Here is a 14,628-nt window from a genome sequence, read left to right as displayed (position 1 = left end):
TCAGGTGCAGAACTCGGTTTGACTTCATATTATTTCATTTGATAACATAAAATGGTTATCGTGATTGAAAAAAAGATACCCGTTTTTATAAAAAAGGAGTCATAACGTTGCTGAAAAGGTTTTTTCTTGTTTTTCTTACGCTGATAATGTCTATATTTGCTGTATTCGCGGCTGCTGAAGAGTCTCCCGGCGATCGTGTCATTTCTTTTGACGAGCCTATGATTTTATTGATCTCGCTCGGAATCATCTTATGTTTGTTCATTCCGCCATTCGTCATGTCCTTTTTTGGCAGCTTGGTTGTGAGAATCATATCCGGAGTCTATCAATGTTTTATCGTCCTCACGTTTGCGGGGCTCATTCCGATTGGATTTCTGATCCCCAATGGCTTTTTGACAATTCTTGCTGCCGTCCTGGGAACTTTGGTCAGTTCAGCCAGTGTTGCGGTCACCTTATTCGTTGGCAGGACAGAGAACACAAATAAGCTTTCGTAAGCGGTTTTGACAACAATAACACGCGTCCTGAAAACACCAAGTGTCACAGACCCTTGGTGTTTTTTAATTCCGGCAGAAAAGAAGGTATAATGGGCGGGGAAGAGGTGTCAGCCAATGAAAATAACCAGAGAGACATTAGAAAAACAGCAAATTTGGATATATGGTGTGACTCTTGTGATCGGAGGAATAGCGGGGATCGCCGGGAAAGATTCAGGACTTCGCTGGGGATGGACGATATCACCGTTTATCGCTGTTCTCATGTATGCCATGTTTGCCCAAATCCCATTCTTGAAGCTGAGGGAAGCCTTGTCAAACCTCAAGTTTATGGCGGCTTTACTGATCGGTAATTTCTTAGCTGTACCTGTCGTTGTATGGGTGTTAACCGCCATTTTTCCTCAATCTCCTCCTATATTATTAGGGGTTTGTTTGGTATTGCTTACACCTTGTATTGATTACGTCATCGTCTTTACTCAGCTCGGCAAAGGAAATGAGAGATTAACACTGGCTTCCACGCCGGTTTTGTTCGCCGTTCAGATGGTATTGCTTCCGTTATACCTGCGGCTGTTTATCGGGAAAGAAGTGATAGGGGCTGTTCATGCGGGACCGTTTCTGGAAGCATTCTTATTGTTAATAGCGGTGCCGCTGCTGGCGGCGGTGATGACTCAATTATGGGCTGATAAGAAGCCGGCGGGAGAAAAGGTGCTGGAATGGACGGCGTGGCTGCCTGTTCCTTTTATGGCTCTGGTCTTACTGGCGGTCGTCGCCACACAAATCGGCAAGGTCATCAGTGATGCTGACATCATTATACGTGTGATCCCAATCTATCTGTTATTCCTGCTCATTATGCCGTTTGTTTCCCGGTTTATCGCAAATGCGTTCTGTCTGGATACAGGTGAAGGAAGAGCATTGATCTTCAGCACGGGCACAAGAAATTCACTCGCAGTCCTTCCGTTAGCGCTGGCTTTGCCGGATGCTTGGGCCTCATTGGCCGCCGCTGTTATCGTCACACAGACGATTGTTGAGCTGATAGGCGAATTGGTTTATATAAAAGCGGTGCCCGGATGGCTGCTGAAATAAAAAATAATCTGAACAGAAAAAAACATACCAACAAATATTGGTATGTTTTTTATATCGATTATAAAGTTGAAATATCAATGACGAAACGGTAGCGGACATCGCTTTGGAGAACCCGTTCGTACGCTTCGTCGACTTGATTGGCCGGTATCACTTCAATTTTAGGAGCAATGCCGTGCTCGGCGGCGAAATCAAGCATCTCCTGAGTCTGCGGAATACCACCGACGAGTGAACCCGCAATGCTGCGGCGGCCCGTGATTAAAGAGAACACACTGTATGAATCCGGCTTAGCGGGCGCCCCCACATTTACCAATGTACCGTCAATGCGAAGCAGAGATAAGTAGGCATCTACGTCAAGGTTCGCGGATACTGTATTTAAAATAAGATCAAAACGTCCGGCCAGCTCAGTAAATGTATCCGGATCGCTTGTTGCAAAGTAATGATCGGCTCCAAATTCAAGCGCTTCGTCTTTTTTGTTCATTGAGCGGCTGAGGACGGTGACCTCTGCGCCTAAAGCGTGCGCGAATTGAACGGCTAAATGTCCGAGCCCGCCCATTCCGACAATCGCCACTTTTTTGCCGGGGCCGGCATTCCAGTGTTTCAGCGGAGAATACGTGGTAATGCCCGCGCACAATAGCGGGCTGGCAGCATCCAAATCCAGCTGATCGGGAATCCGGACAACGAATCTGTCAGTGACAACTATTTTCTGGCTGTAGCCGCCGTATGTAGGGTTTCCGTCGTAGTCCAGGTTATTATAAGTCTGAACAACGCCTTTTGTGCAATATTGTTCGTCTCCGTTAAGGCAGTATTCACATTCCCCGCAGGAGTCTACAAAACAGCCGACACCCACACGGTCGCCGACGGCAAATGTGGTGACGTCTTCACCCACGGCTTCCACAACTCCGGCAATTTCGTGCCCGGGAACCATCGGAAAGATTCCGCCGCCCCATTCATCGAATGCGCTGTGGATGTCTGAGTGACAAATCCCGCTGTACTTAATATCAATCAGGATATCGTGCGGCCGTAATGCTCTTCTCTCAATCGTCGTCTGCTCAAATTTAGCTTTTGCATGCGGAGCGCTTAATACACGAGTCGGATGATTATTACACATGGTTATCTTCCTTTCCAAGATAAAGTGATGAATCCTCTGTTCGGTTTTACTTTAAATGTTAAAGCGGACTTTAAGTCAAGGAGTTTGGTTTATTTTTTTATGAAATGATATTCTATAATGGCACGCTTATGAAAGGTATGAAGGACGGGTGGTAAGAATATGAAGATTGCGCAGGCTGCAAAGCAGGTTGAGTTATCAGCCGCAACGCTTAGGTATTATGAAAGTATAGGACTGATTCCTCCGGTAAAACGCAATGAAAGCGGCATCCGCGATTATGACGAAGATGATGTGAATTGGATTCAATTTATAAAATGCATGAGAAGTGCCGGGCTGTCGATTGAGGCGCTGATTGAATATACCGCTTTATTTATTGAAGGAGCCGATCATACGATCGAACCCCGAAAAAACATCCTGATAAATGAAAGGAAAAGGCTGACGGAGAAACAGAGGGAAATTGATGAAACCATAAAACGATTAAACAGGAAGATTGAGGATTACGAAGATATCCTTGAAAATGAAGCGAAACTTAAAAACAGATTGAAAGCTGAATGTATTTCTGAATGAAGAGAAGGTGTCCCGGACGCCGGGCCGCATGAAATGTACCAAGGAAACGAGCCTTGGTTTTTTTATTTTCTAAAGAGAGGAAACAAAACAGCTTTTTCTATCTTATCAATCATTGCTTATCCTTTTTTCAGCTTGACTTTTTTACTGCAGACTTTTAAAGTGTGAAATGTTGCTTAGACTGTGATTAGCGACTTTAATGCTGAAAAGAGGTGGTTTACCCAGATGAACAATCATAAGAATCCTTGGGCGTTATTGCCTTTAGTCTTATTCGTAGGGCTTTTTGTCGGCTCTGGTCTGGTGACCGGAGATTTTTATAAATTGCCGATCTTGATTGCCGCGATTATTGCGTCAGCTTTTGCGCTGTTATTTAACCGGAAGAAATCGCTCAATCAAAAAATAGAATGGTTCGCTTCCGGTGCGGGACATCCTGATATTATCATTATGGTTATGATTTTTATATTGGCAGGTGCCTTTGCTTCAGCGGCTGAGGCGATGGGAGCGGTGCATTCAACTGTCAATCTTGCTTTGAGCATTATTCCGCAGCAGTTTTTGCTGCCGGGGCTGTTTATCATTGCTTGTTTTATTTCTATATCGATGGGAACATCAATGGGCACGATTGCGGCGGTTGCGCCGATCAGCGCGGGTTTGAGCGGAGAGCTTGGCATCTCCGGCGCGATTGCAATGGCGGCTGTGGTCGGCGGAGCTATGTTCGGAGATAATCTTTCTTTTATTTCCGATACGACCATCGCGTCAGTCCGGACGCAAAAAACACAAATGATGGATAAATTCAAAACGAACTTTCTGATTGTTTTGCCTGCTGCCATTGTGACTGTTATTATCTTATTTTTTATTCCGGCAGGCCACGCCGGCCATACGGGTGCTGAATCTTACAACTGGATTAAGGTGCTTCCTTATGTCGCCGTGTTGGTTTTTGCGTTAATCGGTATTAATGTGATGGCTGTCATATTCGGCGGATTGGTTTTGACGGGAATCATCGGATTAGCGGGCGGCAGCCTGACGCTTGACTCTTATTTTAAGGCGATTACGGATGGAATTGCCGGAATGAGCGATCTGATCATCCTGTCCATGCTGATCGGAGGGATGGTCGGCATGATGAAACAAAACGGCGGGATCGACTTTTTACTGGAGTTCATCACGAAACGAATCCGTTCGAAAAAAGGCGCCGAAGCCGGCATTGCCGGACTGGTCAGCGTGACGAATCTGGCTGCGGCCAATAATACGATCTCGATTATCGCAGCCGGGCCGATTGCAAAGAATATCGCTGATAAATTCAACATCGACAACAGAAAATCGGCAAGTATTCTGGATATCTTTTCGTGCATGATTCAAGGATTGATTCCTTACGGCGCACAGCTGTTATCAGCCGGGAAATTCGGGAATATTTCACCAGTCAGCATCCTGCCATACTCTTTCTATCCCGTTTTAATCGGAATCTGCGGCATCGCCGCCATCATATTTGGACTGCCGAAATTCACAAGAAATACGAAATAAAAAAAGGCGCCGTTCGGCGCCTTTTTTCTTTCATGACAGCCAAGCATTTCTCAAAAGCTGTACGCCCTGTGTGATCTGATCCGTATCGAGATGGGCGAAACCCAGCTTTATAGTCGGCGGTTCGGGTTTTTGGGCAACGAAATAAATGGCGGTAGGGTACACCTTCACTCCGTACTGAAAAGCGCGTTCGATTAATGTTTCTTCTGTATAGTTCAGGTGAACTCTCACCAATATATACAATCCCGACTGCTCGCCGATGATCGTCACATGATCGCCGAACTGCTGCTTTACATGTGAAATCAAGTGCTGCATTTTTCGCTTGTAAACAATGCGCATGCGCTTAATATGGCGGGTCCATTCACCGGCCTTCATCAATTCAGCCATGGTCAGCTGGTTAAGCGAAGAAGCGGTGCTTTCGAAATGAATAAACCGTCTTTTATACCGGTGCAAAAGGCGTTGCGGCAAAACCATATAGCTTATGCGGATGCCAGGAAGAAAGGATTTTGAGAAATTCCCTAAATAAATCACCCGGTCTGATTGAATGGAAGCAAGAGCGGGAAACGGCTGCTGTGTATAACGGAATTCACTGTCATAATCATCCTCAAGAATATAACCCTCTCTATGATTCACCCAATTGATCAGAGTTTGGCGCTGCTGAATGGACATGCTTACGCCGTAAGGGCTGTGATGGGAAGGGGTCACATAGATTAATTTTTCTTTCATTGCATGTAATTGAGAAAAATCAGCTCCGTTTTCATAGACAGGCATCGTCTCCAGAGAAAGCCCATGAAATTGAAAAGCCGCTCTGGCACCGTCAAATCCCGGGTCTTCAACGATCATTCCCGAAAAATCCTCTTTCAGAATCCGGCTGAGATATATCAGCATCTGCTGGGTGCTGCTGCCGATGATAATGGAATCCGCATCTGTTTTCACTCCGCGGGATTCCAAGAGATAAGCGGCAATTTGTTCACGCAGGTCTCTCTCGCCGAACGGTTCACCGTAAAGGAAGCTTTTCTCTGATGTCAAAACTTGATTGTATAATTTTCTCCATGTTTTCAGAGGAAAATGCTTTTGATCGACGGCTCCGGCGCGAAAATCAATCAGGATCGGCTGAGTTGATTCGGTTTTCTCAGCGTAAACAACATCATGTTCTTGTTGAAATAAAGAGGGTTCTATTTCATTAGCAAAATATCCTTTGCGTGTTTCTCCGCGAATGTATCCCTCCGCTAAAAGCAGATCATAGGCCATCAGCGTTGTATTGCGGCTTACCCGCAGGGAATCTGCCAGCTCCCGAATTGAAGGCAGCCGCTCATCTGCCTGAATATTTCCCTGCTCAATCAATGTTTTAAATTGCTCGTAAATTTGTTTGTATTTCGGGGTGTCGCTTTCGAAAGCGAAAATCATATTTTTCATCAGATGTTCTCCTCTGACACGTATATTTATTTAAAATTGTACCTTTTTAAATGTCAGTTGATATCTTATTATAGCGGAAAGCGCTTTATCAATCCATGTTCAGAGAGGAGAGTTTTTATGTATATTCCCGCTCCATTTCAGCTGAGTGAAGCTGAAGCGTGCGATGTAATCAAAGAGTATGGTTTCGCAGCATTGTTTTCAACGGCGGAAGGCATGCCGTATGCAACCCACCTGCCATTGATGATGAGTAAGAATAACGAATGCTTATACGGTCATTTTGCATTGCCGAACCCCCAATGGAAAGAGATTGATGGCCAAAACGTGTTAGCCGTTTTTCAAGGGCCTCATTGTTATATCTCGCCTAAATGGTATGAGACGAATCAGGCTGTTCCCACATGGAATTATGTGGCGGTTCATGTTTACGGAGAGGCGGAGCTTTTGGATGAGGAAGAAACCGTGCAGTCGATGAGTGATCTCGTATTGAAATACGAAAGCCCCGACAGCCCGTACAAATTAGAGGATGTCGATGCGAAATTGCTGGCAGGCATGAACAAAGGGGTAAAAGGTTTTAAAATCAAAATCAGCAAAATAGAGGGGAAAGCAAAGCTGAGTCAAAATCATTCAGCCGCAAGACAAGGGCTGGTCGTACAACAGCTCAAACAGATTCCTCATACAAACGAACAGCTCATTTCCGGCTTGATGGAAGAAAACATCAAACGGATCACTGCGAACAACTGACAAGCATACTAAAAACATACCGGCAGCATGCGGTATGTTTTTTCAGGTTACGAAGCTTTTCTCAGAATGAATAACGACTCAAACAGCACATAAATCAACGGCGCCATTAAAATGAAGAAAGAATGAAAAATAGCATACGGTATGAGGAAGTAAACGATAAGTTTCAATAGAATGGAAGACGTTTTATTCAATGTCCAGCGGTTTTTCAAGATATCAGTCATACAAGCTAAAACAAGGCCGACCGTCAAATATCCGGCTGCGATGTAAAGATAAATAAAAAGGTAAAACGGGTAAGAAGACAACGGCGGTGTGTCTTCCTGTGTCATTTTTAAACCCACATAAAAGACCAATAAAAAGCAAACGGACGAAACGAGAGCTAACAAAAGGTGTTTATATAAATACTTCTTCATGTGTTCACCTGCCTATGGCGCAATTATTTCTTAACATATTATGACATGGTTTTACTGTTTCTTCTATGTGAGCGGGGCGTAAAGAATCAATATCATCTTTTTATGAATCCGTTTTTTGTTCGGCTGGATGTAAAAGAAGAATACACCAAAAAAAGCTGTCAGCTTGGTCCTGACGGCTTATTTTTGGTGAAAGGCTTATTTCTCCGTGGTGAAATAAAGCAATGCTATGACCGGAAAAGCGATTCCAATCCATAATGTGATACTCCACCCGCCTGAGGCGTATGCCCATCCTCCGATTGATGATCCTGCAGCACCGCCGAGAAAGAAGATTGCCATAAATAATCCGTTTAATCGGCTGCGAAATTCAGGTGCCAACGAAAAAATGGCACGCTGACTGAGTACGAGATTGGCAGATACCCCCATATCCAACAGGATAGCAGCGGCCACCAGAACTGCTATTCCGACGGGGGAGCTGCTCTGAATCATGAGCGGGAGTAATAAAGAAACGATGACAACACCGAGAGCGATTCCGGTGGCAAGCCGGGTCAAGCCGCGATCAGCCAGACGGCCGCCTATCGGTGCAGCCGCTGCACCCGCAATGCCCGCTAATGCATACAGCGCGATTGCCTTTTGAGAAAAATGAAAAGCAGGACCGGACAATAATAAAGGTACAGTCGTCCAGAATAAGCTGAAAGCTCCAAATACAAACGCATGATAAATGGCACGGCGGCGTAAGACCGGAGTCGTGCGCAGCAGCTTCCACATTGAACCGAGTAAGACGGTGTAGCTTGTGTTTGCTGTTGGTTTTCTGGCAGGAAGCACTTTTGATAAGATGATTGCCAGGACAACACTTAACGCGGCGGATAAAGCAAATATGGCATTCCACCCCCATATATCAGCGACCAGGCTGGATATCGGACGGGAAAGCATAATACCGAGCAGCAGGCCGCTCATCACATTGCCGACAACCCGGCCGCGTGCGGCATCTGGTGCAAGGTATGATGCGAACGGAACTAGCACTTGGGCCGCGATTGATCCCAGTCCGATGAAAAACGCAGCGGCTAAAAACAGTGTTCCATGCTTCACAAATGCTGTCAGTGTCAAAGCGGCTGCGCTTAGAAGGAGCGATACAACGACAAGTTTTTTGTTTTCGATAATGTCTCCCAAAGGGACGAGAAACAGTAAGCCGGCAACGTATCCGATTTGGGTCAGCGTGACAATCAGTCCGGCGCTGCTTGGAGAAAGTCCGATTGCCGCACTAATGAATCCTGCCAAGGGCTGTGCATAATAAAGATTAGCGACAATGATACCGCATGCCATTGCGAGAAGAAGGGTTAAACCAGGTGAAATTCCCTGATCTGCTGTCTGTTTGTTTTCTTTAGCCATATGAATGAACTCCTTTTTAAGTGGTTTTTATGATGCTTGATAAATGATTTGCTGATTCATCTCCTTTACGCAGAGGCTTTTGGAGTCTGCATTTCATCAAGACTTCCCTCAAGTTATTTTGTAAACTGAACGTTTAGTTTTGTTATAAGAAAATAATATACTAAACGTTCAGTTTTGTAAATGGGTTTCTGTTTTCTTTTTTTATACAGGTTAAGTATACTGAACGTATCGTTTATAATTCGGGAAGGAATGATTCATGTGCAGAGTAAACGAGGACGGCCGCGCGATGAAGGAACACATAAGGCGATTCTTTCTGCAGCCTATGACCTATTGTTGGAAAATGGATTTGACGCGGTGACAGTCGATAAAATTGCTGAGCGTGCCAAAGTGAGTAAGGCAACGATTTATAAATGGTGGTCAAACAAGGCTGCCGTTATCATGGACAGCTTTCTTTCGACCGCTACGGACAGACTGCCTGTGCCCGATACAGGATCAACAGTGCAAGATATATTGACCCACGCCACGAATTTAGCAAGGTTTTTGACAAGCCGGGAAGGAACCGTTATTAAGGAATTAATCGGTGCGGGGCAGCTGGATGCAAAATTGGCGGAAGAATATCGCACGCGATTTTTCCAGCCCCGCCGCCTCCAAGCGAAAGGCCTTCTGGAAAAGGGAATTCAGAAAGGTGAATTAAGAGAGAATCTTGATATTGAAGTAAGCATCGATCTCATTTACGGACCGATTTTCTATCGCCTGTTGATCACAGGTGATGAGGTGAATGATTCCTATGTGCATGATCTTGTGATGAATGCGTTTAAGGGAGTTCAGCCTGCCTGAAAAATACTCGGATCATGTGAAAGAGATGCAGACTTCTGCTGCCTATGGGCGGAACATAATGAAAGGCCGAACAAGTTCATTGTTCGGCCTTTTCTGATTGATTTGCGAACTGCCGGGCGGCCGCCACGCAAGCGATAACGCCGACGTTTACCGCCGCAAGTTCCCATCCTGCTTTTTCATGGAGAATCATGGCGGCCAGTAACAGCCCGAAGAAAGGCTGCAGAAGCTGCAGCTGTCCGACCGCGGCGATGCCTCCCTGGGCGAGTCCGCGATACCAGAATACGAAGCCGATCAGCATGCTGAATATTGAGACATATGCAAGACTGAGCAGTGCGGGCGCGCCGATGTTTGACCATGAGTCCGGCATGAAGCAGAAAGACAGGATGAACATAAGGGGAAGCGATAAAACGAGAGCCCAAGAGATCACCTGCCAGTTGCCAAGCCGCCGGGAGAGGCGGGCGCCTTCAGCATAACCGAGACCGCACACGATAATCGAAGCGATCATGTACGTATCACCGAGCGGAGAGGATTCCCCTCCTTGCAGCAGAGCATATCCGGCTACGAGGATGCTGCCGGCAGCCGAGAAAATCCAAAAGACCGGTCTGGGCCGTTCGCCTCCTCGCAGTACGCCGAAGATCGCCGTCGCAAGCGGGAGAAGCCCGATGTAGACAATGGCATGAGCGGATGTGACATGCTGAAGCGCTAATGCTGTAAGCAGCGGGAAACCGATCACGACGCCGAGCGCTACTGTTAGTAGTGAAATGATGTCGCTTTTGGCAGGGCGTTTCTCCTGAAAAATGAGGAGCAGAGCGCCTGCCAATATACCGGCTATCGCGGCGCGGCATACGGTGAGAAATACCGGGTCAAAGTCCGCTACAGCCAAGCGGGTCGCGGGAAGCGAGCCGCTGAAAATGAGCACGCCGATAAATCCGTTAATCCAGCCGTTTGCGGCCTTATTCATTCCAATCACTCCAATATATATTTCTAAACCCATTTTCAAAGTTTATAATGACTATAAACTGAAATTGGCCATATACAAATGGCCAGTTTTTATAAAAAGAAGAATGCCAGTTTGGAGGGAGTAAAAATGGATATCACGCCATTTTTAAATAGAGATCTGGATATTCCGCTTTATCAGCAGCTTTATCGGCATTTTAAGGAAAATATGCATCAGGGCCGTATTCCTAAAGGACTGAAGCTTCCTTCAAAAAGGCTTTTGTCAAGTCAGCTTTCCATCAGTCAGACGACTGTGGAGCGTGCCTATGAACAGCTTGCCGCCGAAGGCTATATTGTCAGTAAGCCGAGAAGCGGATGGTTTGCCGATTATGACTCGGACGCCGTCTATGTGAAAAAGCCGGGTGCTTCGCCTGTTCAAACAAAGGCGAAGGAAGACCGCCAATGGATTGATTTTCACTACGGCACTGTGGATGCCGCTCATTTTCCTTTTTCGGCATGGCGCAAAAGCATGGTTGCAAGCTTAGATCAATATGGGCACGAGCTGTATCGGCCCGGGGATGATTTGGGCGAGCTTGAACTGAGAACGCTCATTTCAGAATACTTATATCAGTCGCGCGGCGTGAATTGCCGTCCTGAACAAGTGATAGTCGGCGCCGGGAACCCTGCTCTTTTGCAAATGCTGTGCAAAATATTTGAAGCAAATCTATCCATCGGATATGAAGATCCGGGTTTTCCGAGAGCGAGGGAGATTTTTAAAGCCAATCACATGAAGATCATTCCGATACCCGTCGATGATGAAGGAGTCTGTATCCGGAAGCTGAATGAAGAGCGGCCGCGTCTTGTATATGTCACGCCTTCTCATCAATTTACGTTAGGAACGATTATGCCGGTAAACAGAAGGATTCAGCTGCTGAAATGGGCGAAGGAACATCAATCGTTCATTATAGAAGATGATTATGACGGTGAATTCCGATACACCGGCCAGCCGATCCCATCATTGCAAGGGCTTGATCAGCATCACCGTGTTATTTATATGGGAACGTTTTCCCAATCTCTGCTTCCTTCGCTTCGCATCAGCTATATGATTCTTCCTTTGCCGCTTATCGAAAAAGGCAGGGAAATCGCTTCTTTATATAAGCAGACCGTCTCCTGCCACAGTCAGCTGACGCTGGCTCAATTTATCAAAAGCGGAGAGTGGCAGAAACATATTAACAGAATGAGAAAGCTGTACCGGAAAAAAAGAGCGGTATTATTAGAGGCCGTGCGGCGCGAGCTGGGACAATACGTCAGGATTCGCGGAGAAAATTCCGGGCTGCGGATTTTACTTGACGTTCAGCTGCCTTTCAGTGAAAAAGAGCTGATTGAAAAGGCGGAGGAACAAGGAGTCAAAATCTATCCCGTGTCTCTCACCTATCAAAAACAGCTCCCTGAAAAAACAGTTTCTCTCGGTTTCGCGGGGGTTTCTGAAACCAATATACAAGAAGGCATAAAAAAACTGAGAGCCGCCTGGGCGCTGTAAAAGGCAGCTCACAGTTTGAAATACTGAAGCTTGAGTCAGGGGTGCTGTCTCAGCAGCAAAACAATTTATAGGACGGGCAGGCGGAGCGCAGTATCAATATTTTGCAAATTGAGCCGGACTTGTTCATTTGTGTTCCACGGGTGATACCAGCCTTTTTCCATCATATAGCGTGAGATTTGCTCGTGCATGTCAAGGGCTTCTTCTAAGTGCCGGGTGAGGATCGCTTTCACTTCAGGCGTTCCGGCTTCCGTCGCCGCCATCGCATAGTTTCTGACACCGCTTTTTGCCGAATTCAATAAATCCATTGCGACAATTTGGTCTGTCAGTGCATTCATTCCCGTCAAGTATTCAATAATCGGATTCATTCGTGATTCATCTCCTCATTTCATGCTGTGCATCAGATAAAATCGAGGCAAATTCCTGCAATTGCCTTGTTGATGTATCCACATCCTGCTGCATGATTTCTTTCAGCTGCGGATCGGATACGAGCGCTTTCATGGTTTTGGATTTCGTCAGACAAAGTGACTTAAAAGAAGCCATCTCCTGAATTTCGAGTAATTCATGTAAGGCGCTGGCCATTTCTGTAGCCTCCGTTCTTTAAGGTTTGAGTACAACTTTAATACAATCATCTGTTTTCGTGTCAAACATCTCATAGCCGTGCTTCGCTTCACTGAGCGGAATGACATGGCTTACAACATCGCCCGGATCAATTTTGCCGGTTGACACCAATTCAAACATATACGGCATATAGTGGATGACCGGAGCTTGTCCTGATCGGATATTGACGTTCCGCTGCATGATATCGCCAAGGGGAAACCCGTTGTATCTGCCGCCGTACACACCCGTAATCTGGATCGTTCCCCCTTTTCGCACCGCTTGGGACGCGATGACCAATGCGCTCATCGCCCCGCCCTGAAGTTTTAATCCGCTGGCGAGGAACTCGAGATCCGTCATTTTTCCGTCCATGCCGACGGCGTCAATGACAACGTCGGCGCCGCCTTTGGTGATTTCCTTCAGGTAGCTGCCTGTATTTTCGTGGTCTTCGAAGTTCACGATTTCTACTTTATTCGTCCGTTTCGCATGCTGGAGACGGTAGTTGACATAGTCTACGGCTATTACGCGTTTCGCTCCCTTTAACCAGCAGAATTTTTGAGCGAAAAGGCCCACGGGCCCGCAGCCGAGAACGATAACTGTATCGCCTTCTTTTACGCCGGCATTGTCGACGCTCCAAAAGCCGGTTGTCATCGCATCGGAAATAACACTCAGTTTCTCATCCGGTTCTTCGCATGTTTCGGGAACTTTAAAGTGGGTAAAGTTCGCAAATGGAACGCGCAAATATTCGGCCTGGCCTCCCGGATAGCCGCCGGCATTTCCTGAATAGCCGAAATAAGCGCCTATATCGCCGTTCTCATTTGATTGATCACACTGGCTTTCCAGGTGATTCTTACAATAAACGCATTCTCCGCAGGCGATATTAAAAGGAATAATGACGCGGTCGCCTTTTTTGACTTTCGTCACGCCGGGACCGGTTTCTTCCACGATGCCCATCGGTTCATGGCCGATGATGTAGTCTTCATGCAAATTCGGGATGAGTCCGTGGATTAAATGTAAATCTGATCCGCAAATTGCCGTACTTGTGACTTTTATAATCATGTCATCGTGTTTTTCAATCTTCGGATCAGGCACGTCTTTGACAACGACGTTTTTCACTCCTTGATACGTTACGGCCTTCATGCTGTAATACCTCCAGTGTTAGTGTTCATCAGGTGTGCGGTCAAACATCCCTTTTCTGTTCGTTTCAACGGGAAACAGGTTCATATTTCCGACCATGAGGGTATTTTTTGCAGAGAGCTGATCCAATTTATACTGTTCGCTCAAATCATGCGGGTGAAACCACTTTTTGCTGACCATCAAGTCTGTTATCTCCTGATGCATCGCGATTCCCTGCATGAGCTGTTTGCGCAGCAAAGCTCTTACATCAGGTGAAGCGGTTTCTGTTAAAGCGACGGCGGTATTTCTGACGCCTTCTTTGGCGCGTATGAGAAAATCCATTGCGAATGTCATATCCGCGAGTTCAGGGACATGTAATGAATTGATCGGATCTAAATGGTCATGATTCAATGATGCTTACCTTCCTTTCAATTGATGATCGAAGTCGGCCGGTTTTGAGGAACGGGAGCCTGAAACGTTGCCCGTTCATAAACCGCCTGCAGATCAGCCAGGTCTTGAGAGGCTTGCTGAACGTCTTTTTCCATTAACGTTTTCAGATCCTGATCAAACACAAGCCCTTGCATGAGCTTGGATTTCGCTACACAAAGCGTCTTGAAGTTAATGATTTCATGTAAGTCCAGCGACTCGTGAGCCGCTAATTCACGCTTTTCCATAATCGTCTGAAACCTCCCTTTCTAAAAATACGTAATTAATTTCCCCTGAGAAAAGAGCTCTAGTCTTACAAATTTTGTTTGTAAGAAAAAGCGGAGAAAAAGCCTGACGGTGCATCAAAAAAAAGAGGAAGCACAATCGCTTCCTCTTGTTCACATGGAATGGCTGTTGGTGTCATGAACGTTTTTCTGATGCGCGGGCGGTTTTGCCGCGCGGGAGACGAGACCGCTGAAA

General features: G+C 46.2%; 17 protein-coding genes. 7 read left to right on the top strand and 10 right to left on the bottom strand.

From position 1 onward, the window contains the following. Window positions 1–107: 107 nt before the first annotated feature. A complete protein-coding gene (locus OVA33_RS01655) occupies window positions 108–491 on the top strand; it encodes a hypothetical protein (protein ID WP_015239247.1) in 384 nt (127 codons plus the stop codon). Between the two features lie 114 nt (window positions 492–605). Then, window positions 606–1,568, top strand: coding sequence for an arsenic resistance protein (locus tag OVA33_RS01650; RefSeq protein WP_017419192.1), 963 nt, complete (start codon window positions 606–608; stop codon window positions 1,566–1,568). A gap of 58 nt (window positions 1,569–1,626) precedes the next feature. Here OVA33_RS01650 and OVA33_RS01645 read toward each other — a convergent pair whose 3' ends face one another. After that, window positions 1,627–2,676 (bottom strand): NAD(P)-dependent alcohol dehydrogenase, encoded by a 1,050-nt coding sequence (locus tag OVA33_RS01645; RefSeq protein WP_017419191.1) that lies wholly within the window; start codon window positions 2,674–2,676, stop codon window positions 1,627–1,629. A 159-nt stretch (window positions 2,677–2,835) separates the two neighbouring features. Here OVA33_RS01645 and OVA33_RS01640 point away from each other — a divergent pair, with 159 nt between their 5' ends. Together OVA33_RS01640 and OVA33_RS01635 are read left to right on the top strand one after the other, a co-directional pair. Next, a complete protein-coding gene (locus tag OVA33_RS01640) occupies window positions 2,836–3,240 on the top strand; it encodes a MerR family transcriptional regulator (RefSeq protein WP_017419190.1) in 405 nt (134 codons plus the stop codon). A 222-nt stretch (window positions 3,241–3,462) separates the two neighbouring features. Next, on the top strand, window positions 3,463–4,752 hold the full coding sequence (locus OVA33_RS01635) for a Na+/H+ antiporter NhaC family protein (protein WP_071181558.1): 1,290 nt from the start codon (window positions 3,463–3,465) through the stop codon (window positions 4,750–4,752). A gap of 30 nt (window positions 4,753–4,782) precedes the next feature. Here OVA33_RS01635 and pdxR (OVA33_RS01630) read toward each other — a convergent pair whose 3' ends face one another. Continuing rightward, entirely contained in the window at window positions 4,783–6,165 is a 1,383-nt protein-coding gene (gene pdxR, locus OVA33_RS01630; RefSeq protein WP_128974185.1) for a MocR-like pyridoxine biosynthesis transcription factor PdxR, read from the bottom strand. Window positions 6,166–6,282: 117 nt separating this feature from the next. On the opposite strand from pdxR (OVA33_RS01630), the gene OVA33_RS01625 reads away from it, so the two are divergent. Next, complete coding sequence (locus OVA33_RS01625) at window positions 6,283–6,903, top strand: FMN-binding negative transcriptional regulator (protein ID WP_021495040.1); 621 nt, start codon at window positions 6,283–6,285, stop codon at window positions 6,901–6,903. A 47-nt stretch (window positions 6,904–6,950) separates the two neighbouring features. On the opposite strand, the gene OVA33_RS01620 is transcribed toward OVA33_RS01625, so the two are convergent. Together OVA33_RS01620 and OVA33_RS01615 are read right to left on the bottom strand one after the other, a co-directional pair. Then, window positions 6,951–7,313 carry a hypothetical protein gene (locus OVA33_RS01620; protein WP_014417021.1) on the bottom strand — a complete coding sequence of 121 codons (363 nt, stop codon included), beginning with the start codon at window positions 7,311–7,313 and terminating at the stop codon, window positions 6,951–6,953. 195 nt (window positions 7,314–7,508) lie between these two features. Further along, entirely contained in the window at window positions 7,509–8,699 is a 1,191-nt protein-coding gene (locus OVA33_RS01615) for an MFS transporter (protein WP_065180735.1), read from the bottom strand. Between the two features lie 258 nt (window positions 8,700–8,957). Here OVA33_RS01615 and OVA33_RS01610 point away from each other — a divergent pair, with 258 nt between their 5' ends. Then, complete coding sequence (locus tag OVA33_RS01610) at window positions 8,958–9,536, top strand: TetR/AcrR family transcriptional regulator (RefSeq protein WP_123117629.1); 579 nt, start codon at window positions 8,958–8,960, stop codon at window positions 9,534–9,536. 76 nt (window positions 9,537–9,612) lie between these two features. Here OVA33_RS01610 and OVA33_RS01605 read toward each other — a convergent pair whose 3' ends face one another. Beyond that, window positions 9,613–10,497, bottom strand: coding sequence for a DMT family transporter (locus OVA33_RS01605; protein WP_063636953.1), 885 nt, complete (start codon window positions 10,495–10,497; stop codon window positions 9,613–9,615). A gap of 126 nt (window positions 10,498–10,623) precedes the next feature. Here OVA33_RS01605 and pdxR (OVA33_RS01600) point away from each other — a divergent pair, with 126 nt between their 5' ends. Next, on the top strand, window positions 10,624–12,012 hold the full coding sequence (gene pdxR / locus OVA33_RS01600; RefSeq protein WP_063636952.1) for a MocR-like pyridoxine biosynthesis transcription factor PdxR: 1,389 nt from the start codon (window positions 10,624–10,626) through the stop codon (window positions 12,010–12,012). A 65-nt stretch (window positions 12,013–12,077) separates the two neighbouring features. Here the strand turns inward: pdxR (OVA33_RS01600) and OVA33_RS01595 are convergent, their stop codons facing one another. Genes OVA33_RS01595 through OVA33_RS01575 form a run of 5 tightly spaced genes read right to left on the bottom strand, consistent with a single transcriptional unit; the run spans window position 12,078 to window position 14,396 of the window. After that, the gene (locus OVA33_RS01595) at window positions 12,078–12,377 is read right to left on the bottom strand and encodes a spore coat protein (RefSeq protein ID WP_014417026.1); all 300 of its coding nucleotides are present in this window, start codon (window positions 12,375–12,377) and stop codon (window positions 12,078–12,080) included. Window positions 12,378–12,384: 7 nt separating this feature from the next. Then, the gene (locus tag OVA33_RS01590) at window positions 12,385–12,591 is read right to left on the bottom strand and encodes a hypothetical protein (protein WP_014417027.1); all 207 of its coding nucleotides are present in this window, start codon (window positions 12,589–12,591) and stop codon (window positions 12,385–12,387) included. Window positions 12,592–12,609: 18 nt separating this feature from the next. After that, the gene (locus OVA33_RS01585; RefSeq protein ID WP_104843121.1) at window positions 12,610–13,746 is read right to left on the bottom strand and encodes a zinc-dependent alcohol dehydrogenase; all 1,137 of its coding nucleotides are present in this window, start codon (window positions 13,744–13,746) and stop codon (window positions 12,610–12,612) included. 18 nt (window positions 13,747–13,764) lie between these two features. Next, window positions 13,765–14,133 (bottom strand): spore coat protein, encoded by a 369-nt coding sequence (locus tag OVA33_RS01580; protein ID WP_003156070.1) that lies wholly within the window; start codon window positions 14,131–14,133, stop codon window positions 13,765–13,767. Between the two features lie 17 nt (window positions 14,134–14,150). Further along, a complete protein-coding gene (locus OVA33_RS01575) occupies window positions 14,151–14,396 on the bottom strand; it encodes a hypothetical protein (RefSeq protein ID WP_007409324.1) in 246 nt (81 codons plus the stop codon). Window positions 14,397–14,628 lie beyond the last annotated feature (232 nt).

The sequence above is a fragment of the Bacillus sp. KICET-1 genome (genome assembly GCF_027721405.1).
Classification (GTDB): domain Bacteria; phylum Bacillota; class Bacilli; order Bacillales; family Bacillaceae; genus Bacillus; species Bacillus velezensis.
The sequence above is the reverse complement of the archived record's forward strand: the minus strand, read 5'-3'. Positions and strand labels throughout refer to the sequence as shown.

Bases quoted from the DNA above. Each gene is read 5' to 3' on its own strand.
- OVA33_RS01650 (WP_017419192.1), top strand. From the start codon at position 606: ATGAAAATAACCAGAGAGACATTAGAAAAACAGCAAATTTGGATATAT.
- OVA33_RS01645 (WP_017419191.1), bottom strand. From the start codon at position 2,676: ATGTGTAATAATCATCCGACTCGTGTATTAAGCGCTCCGCATGCAAAA.
- OVA33_RS01640 (WP_017419190.1), top strand. From the start codon at position 2,836: ATGAAGATTGCGCAGGCTGCAAAGCAGGTTGAGTTATCAGCCGCAACG.
- OVA33_RS01635 (WP_071181558.1), top strand. From the start codon at position 3,463: ATGAACAATCATAAGAATCCTTGGGCGTTATTGCCTTTAGTCTTATTC.
- pdxR (WP_128974185.1), bottom strand. From the start codon at position 6,165: ATGAAAAATATGATTTTCGCTTTCGAAAGCGACACCCCGAAATACAAA.
- OVA33_RS01625 (WP_021495040.1), top strand. From the start codon at position 6,283: ATGTATATTCCCGCTCCATTTCAGCTGAGTGAAGCTGAAGCGTGCGAT.
- OVA33_RS01620 (WP_014417021.1), bottom strand. From the start codon at position 7,313: ATGAAGAAGTATTTATATAAACACCTTTTGTTAGCTCTCGTTTCGTCC.
- OVA33_RS01615 (WP_065180735.1), bottom strand. From the start codon at position 8,699: ATGGCTAAAGAAAACAAACAGACAGCAGATCAGGGAATTTCACCTGGT.
- OVA33_RS01605 (WP_063636953.1), bottom strand. From the start codon at position 10,497: ATGAATAAGGCCGCAAACGGCTGGATTAACGGATTTATCGGCGTGCTC.
- pdxR (WP_063636952.1), top strand. From the start codon at position 10,624: ATGGATATCACGCCATTTTTAAATAGAGATCTGGATATTCCGCTTTAT.
- OVA33_RS01595 (WP_014417026.1), bottom strand. From the start codon at position 12,377: ATGAATCCGATTATTGAATACTTGACGGGAATGAATGCACTGACAGAC.
- OVA33_RS01590 (WP_014417027.1), bottom strand. From the start codon at position 12,591: ATGGCCAGCGCCTTACATGAATTACTCGAAATTCAGGAGATGGCTTCT.
- OVA33_RS01585 (WP_104843121.1), bottom strand. From the start codon at position 13,746: ATGAAGGCCGTAACGTATCAAGGAGTGAAAAACGTCGTTGTCAAAGAC.
- OVA33_RS01575 (WP_007409324.1), bottom strand. From the start codon at position 14,396: ATGGAAAAGCGTGAATTAGCGGCTCACGAGTCGCTGGACTTACATGAA.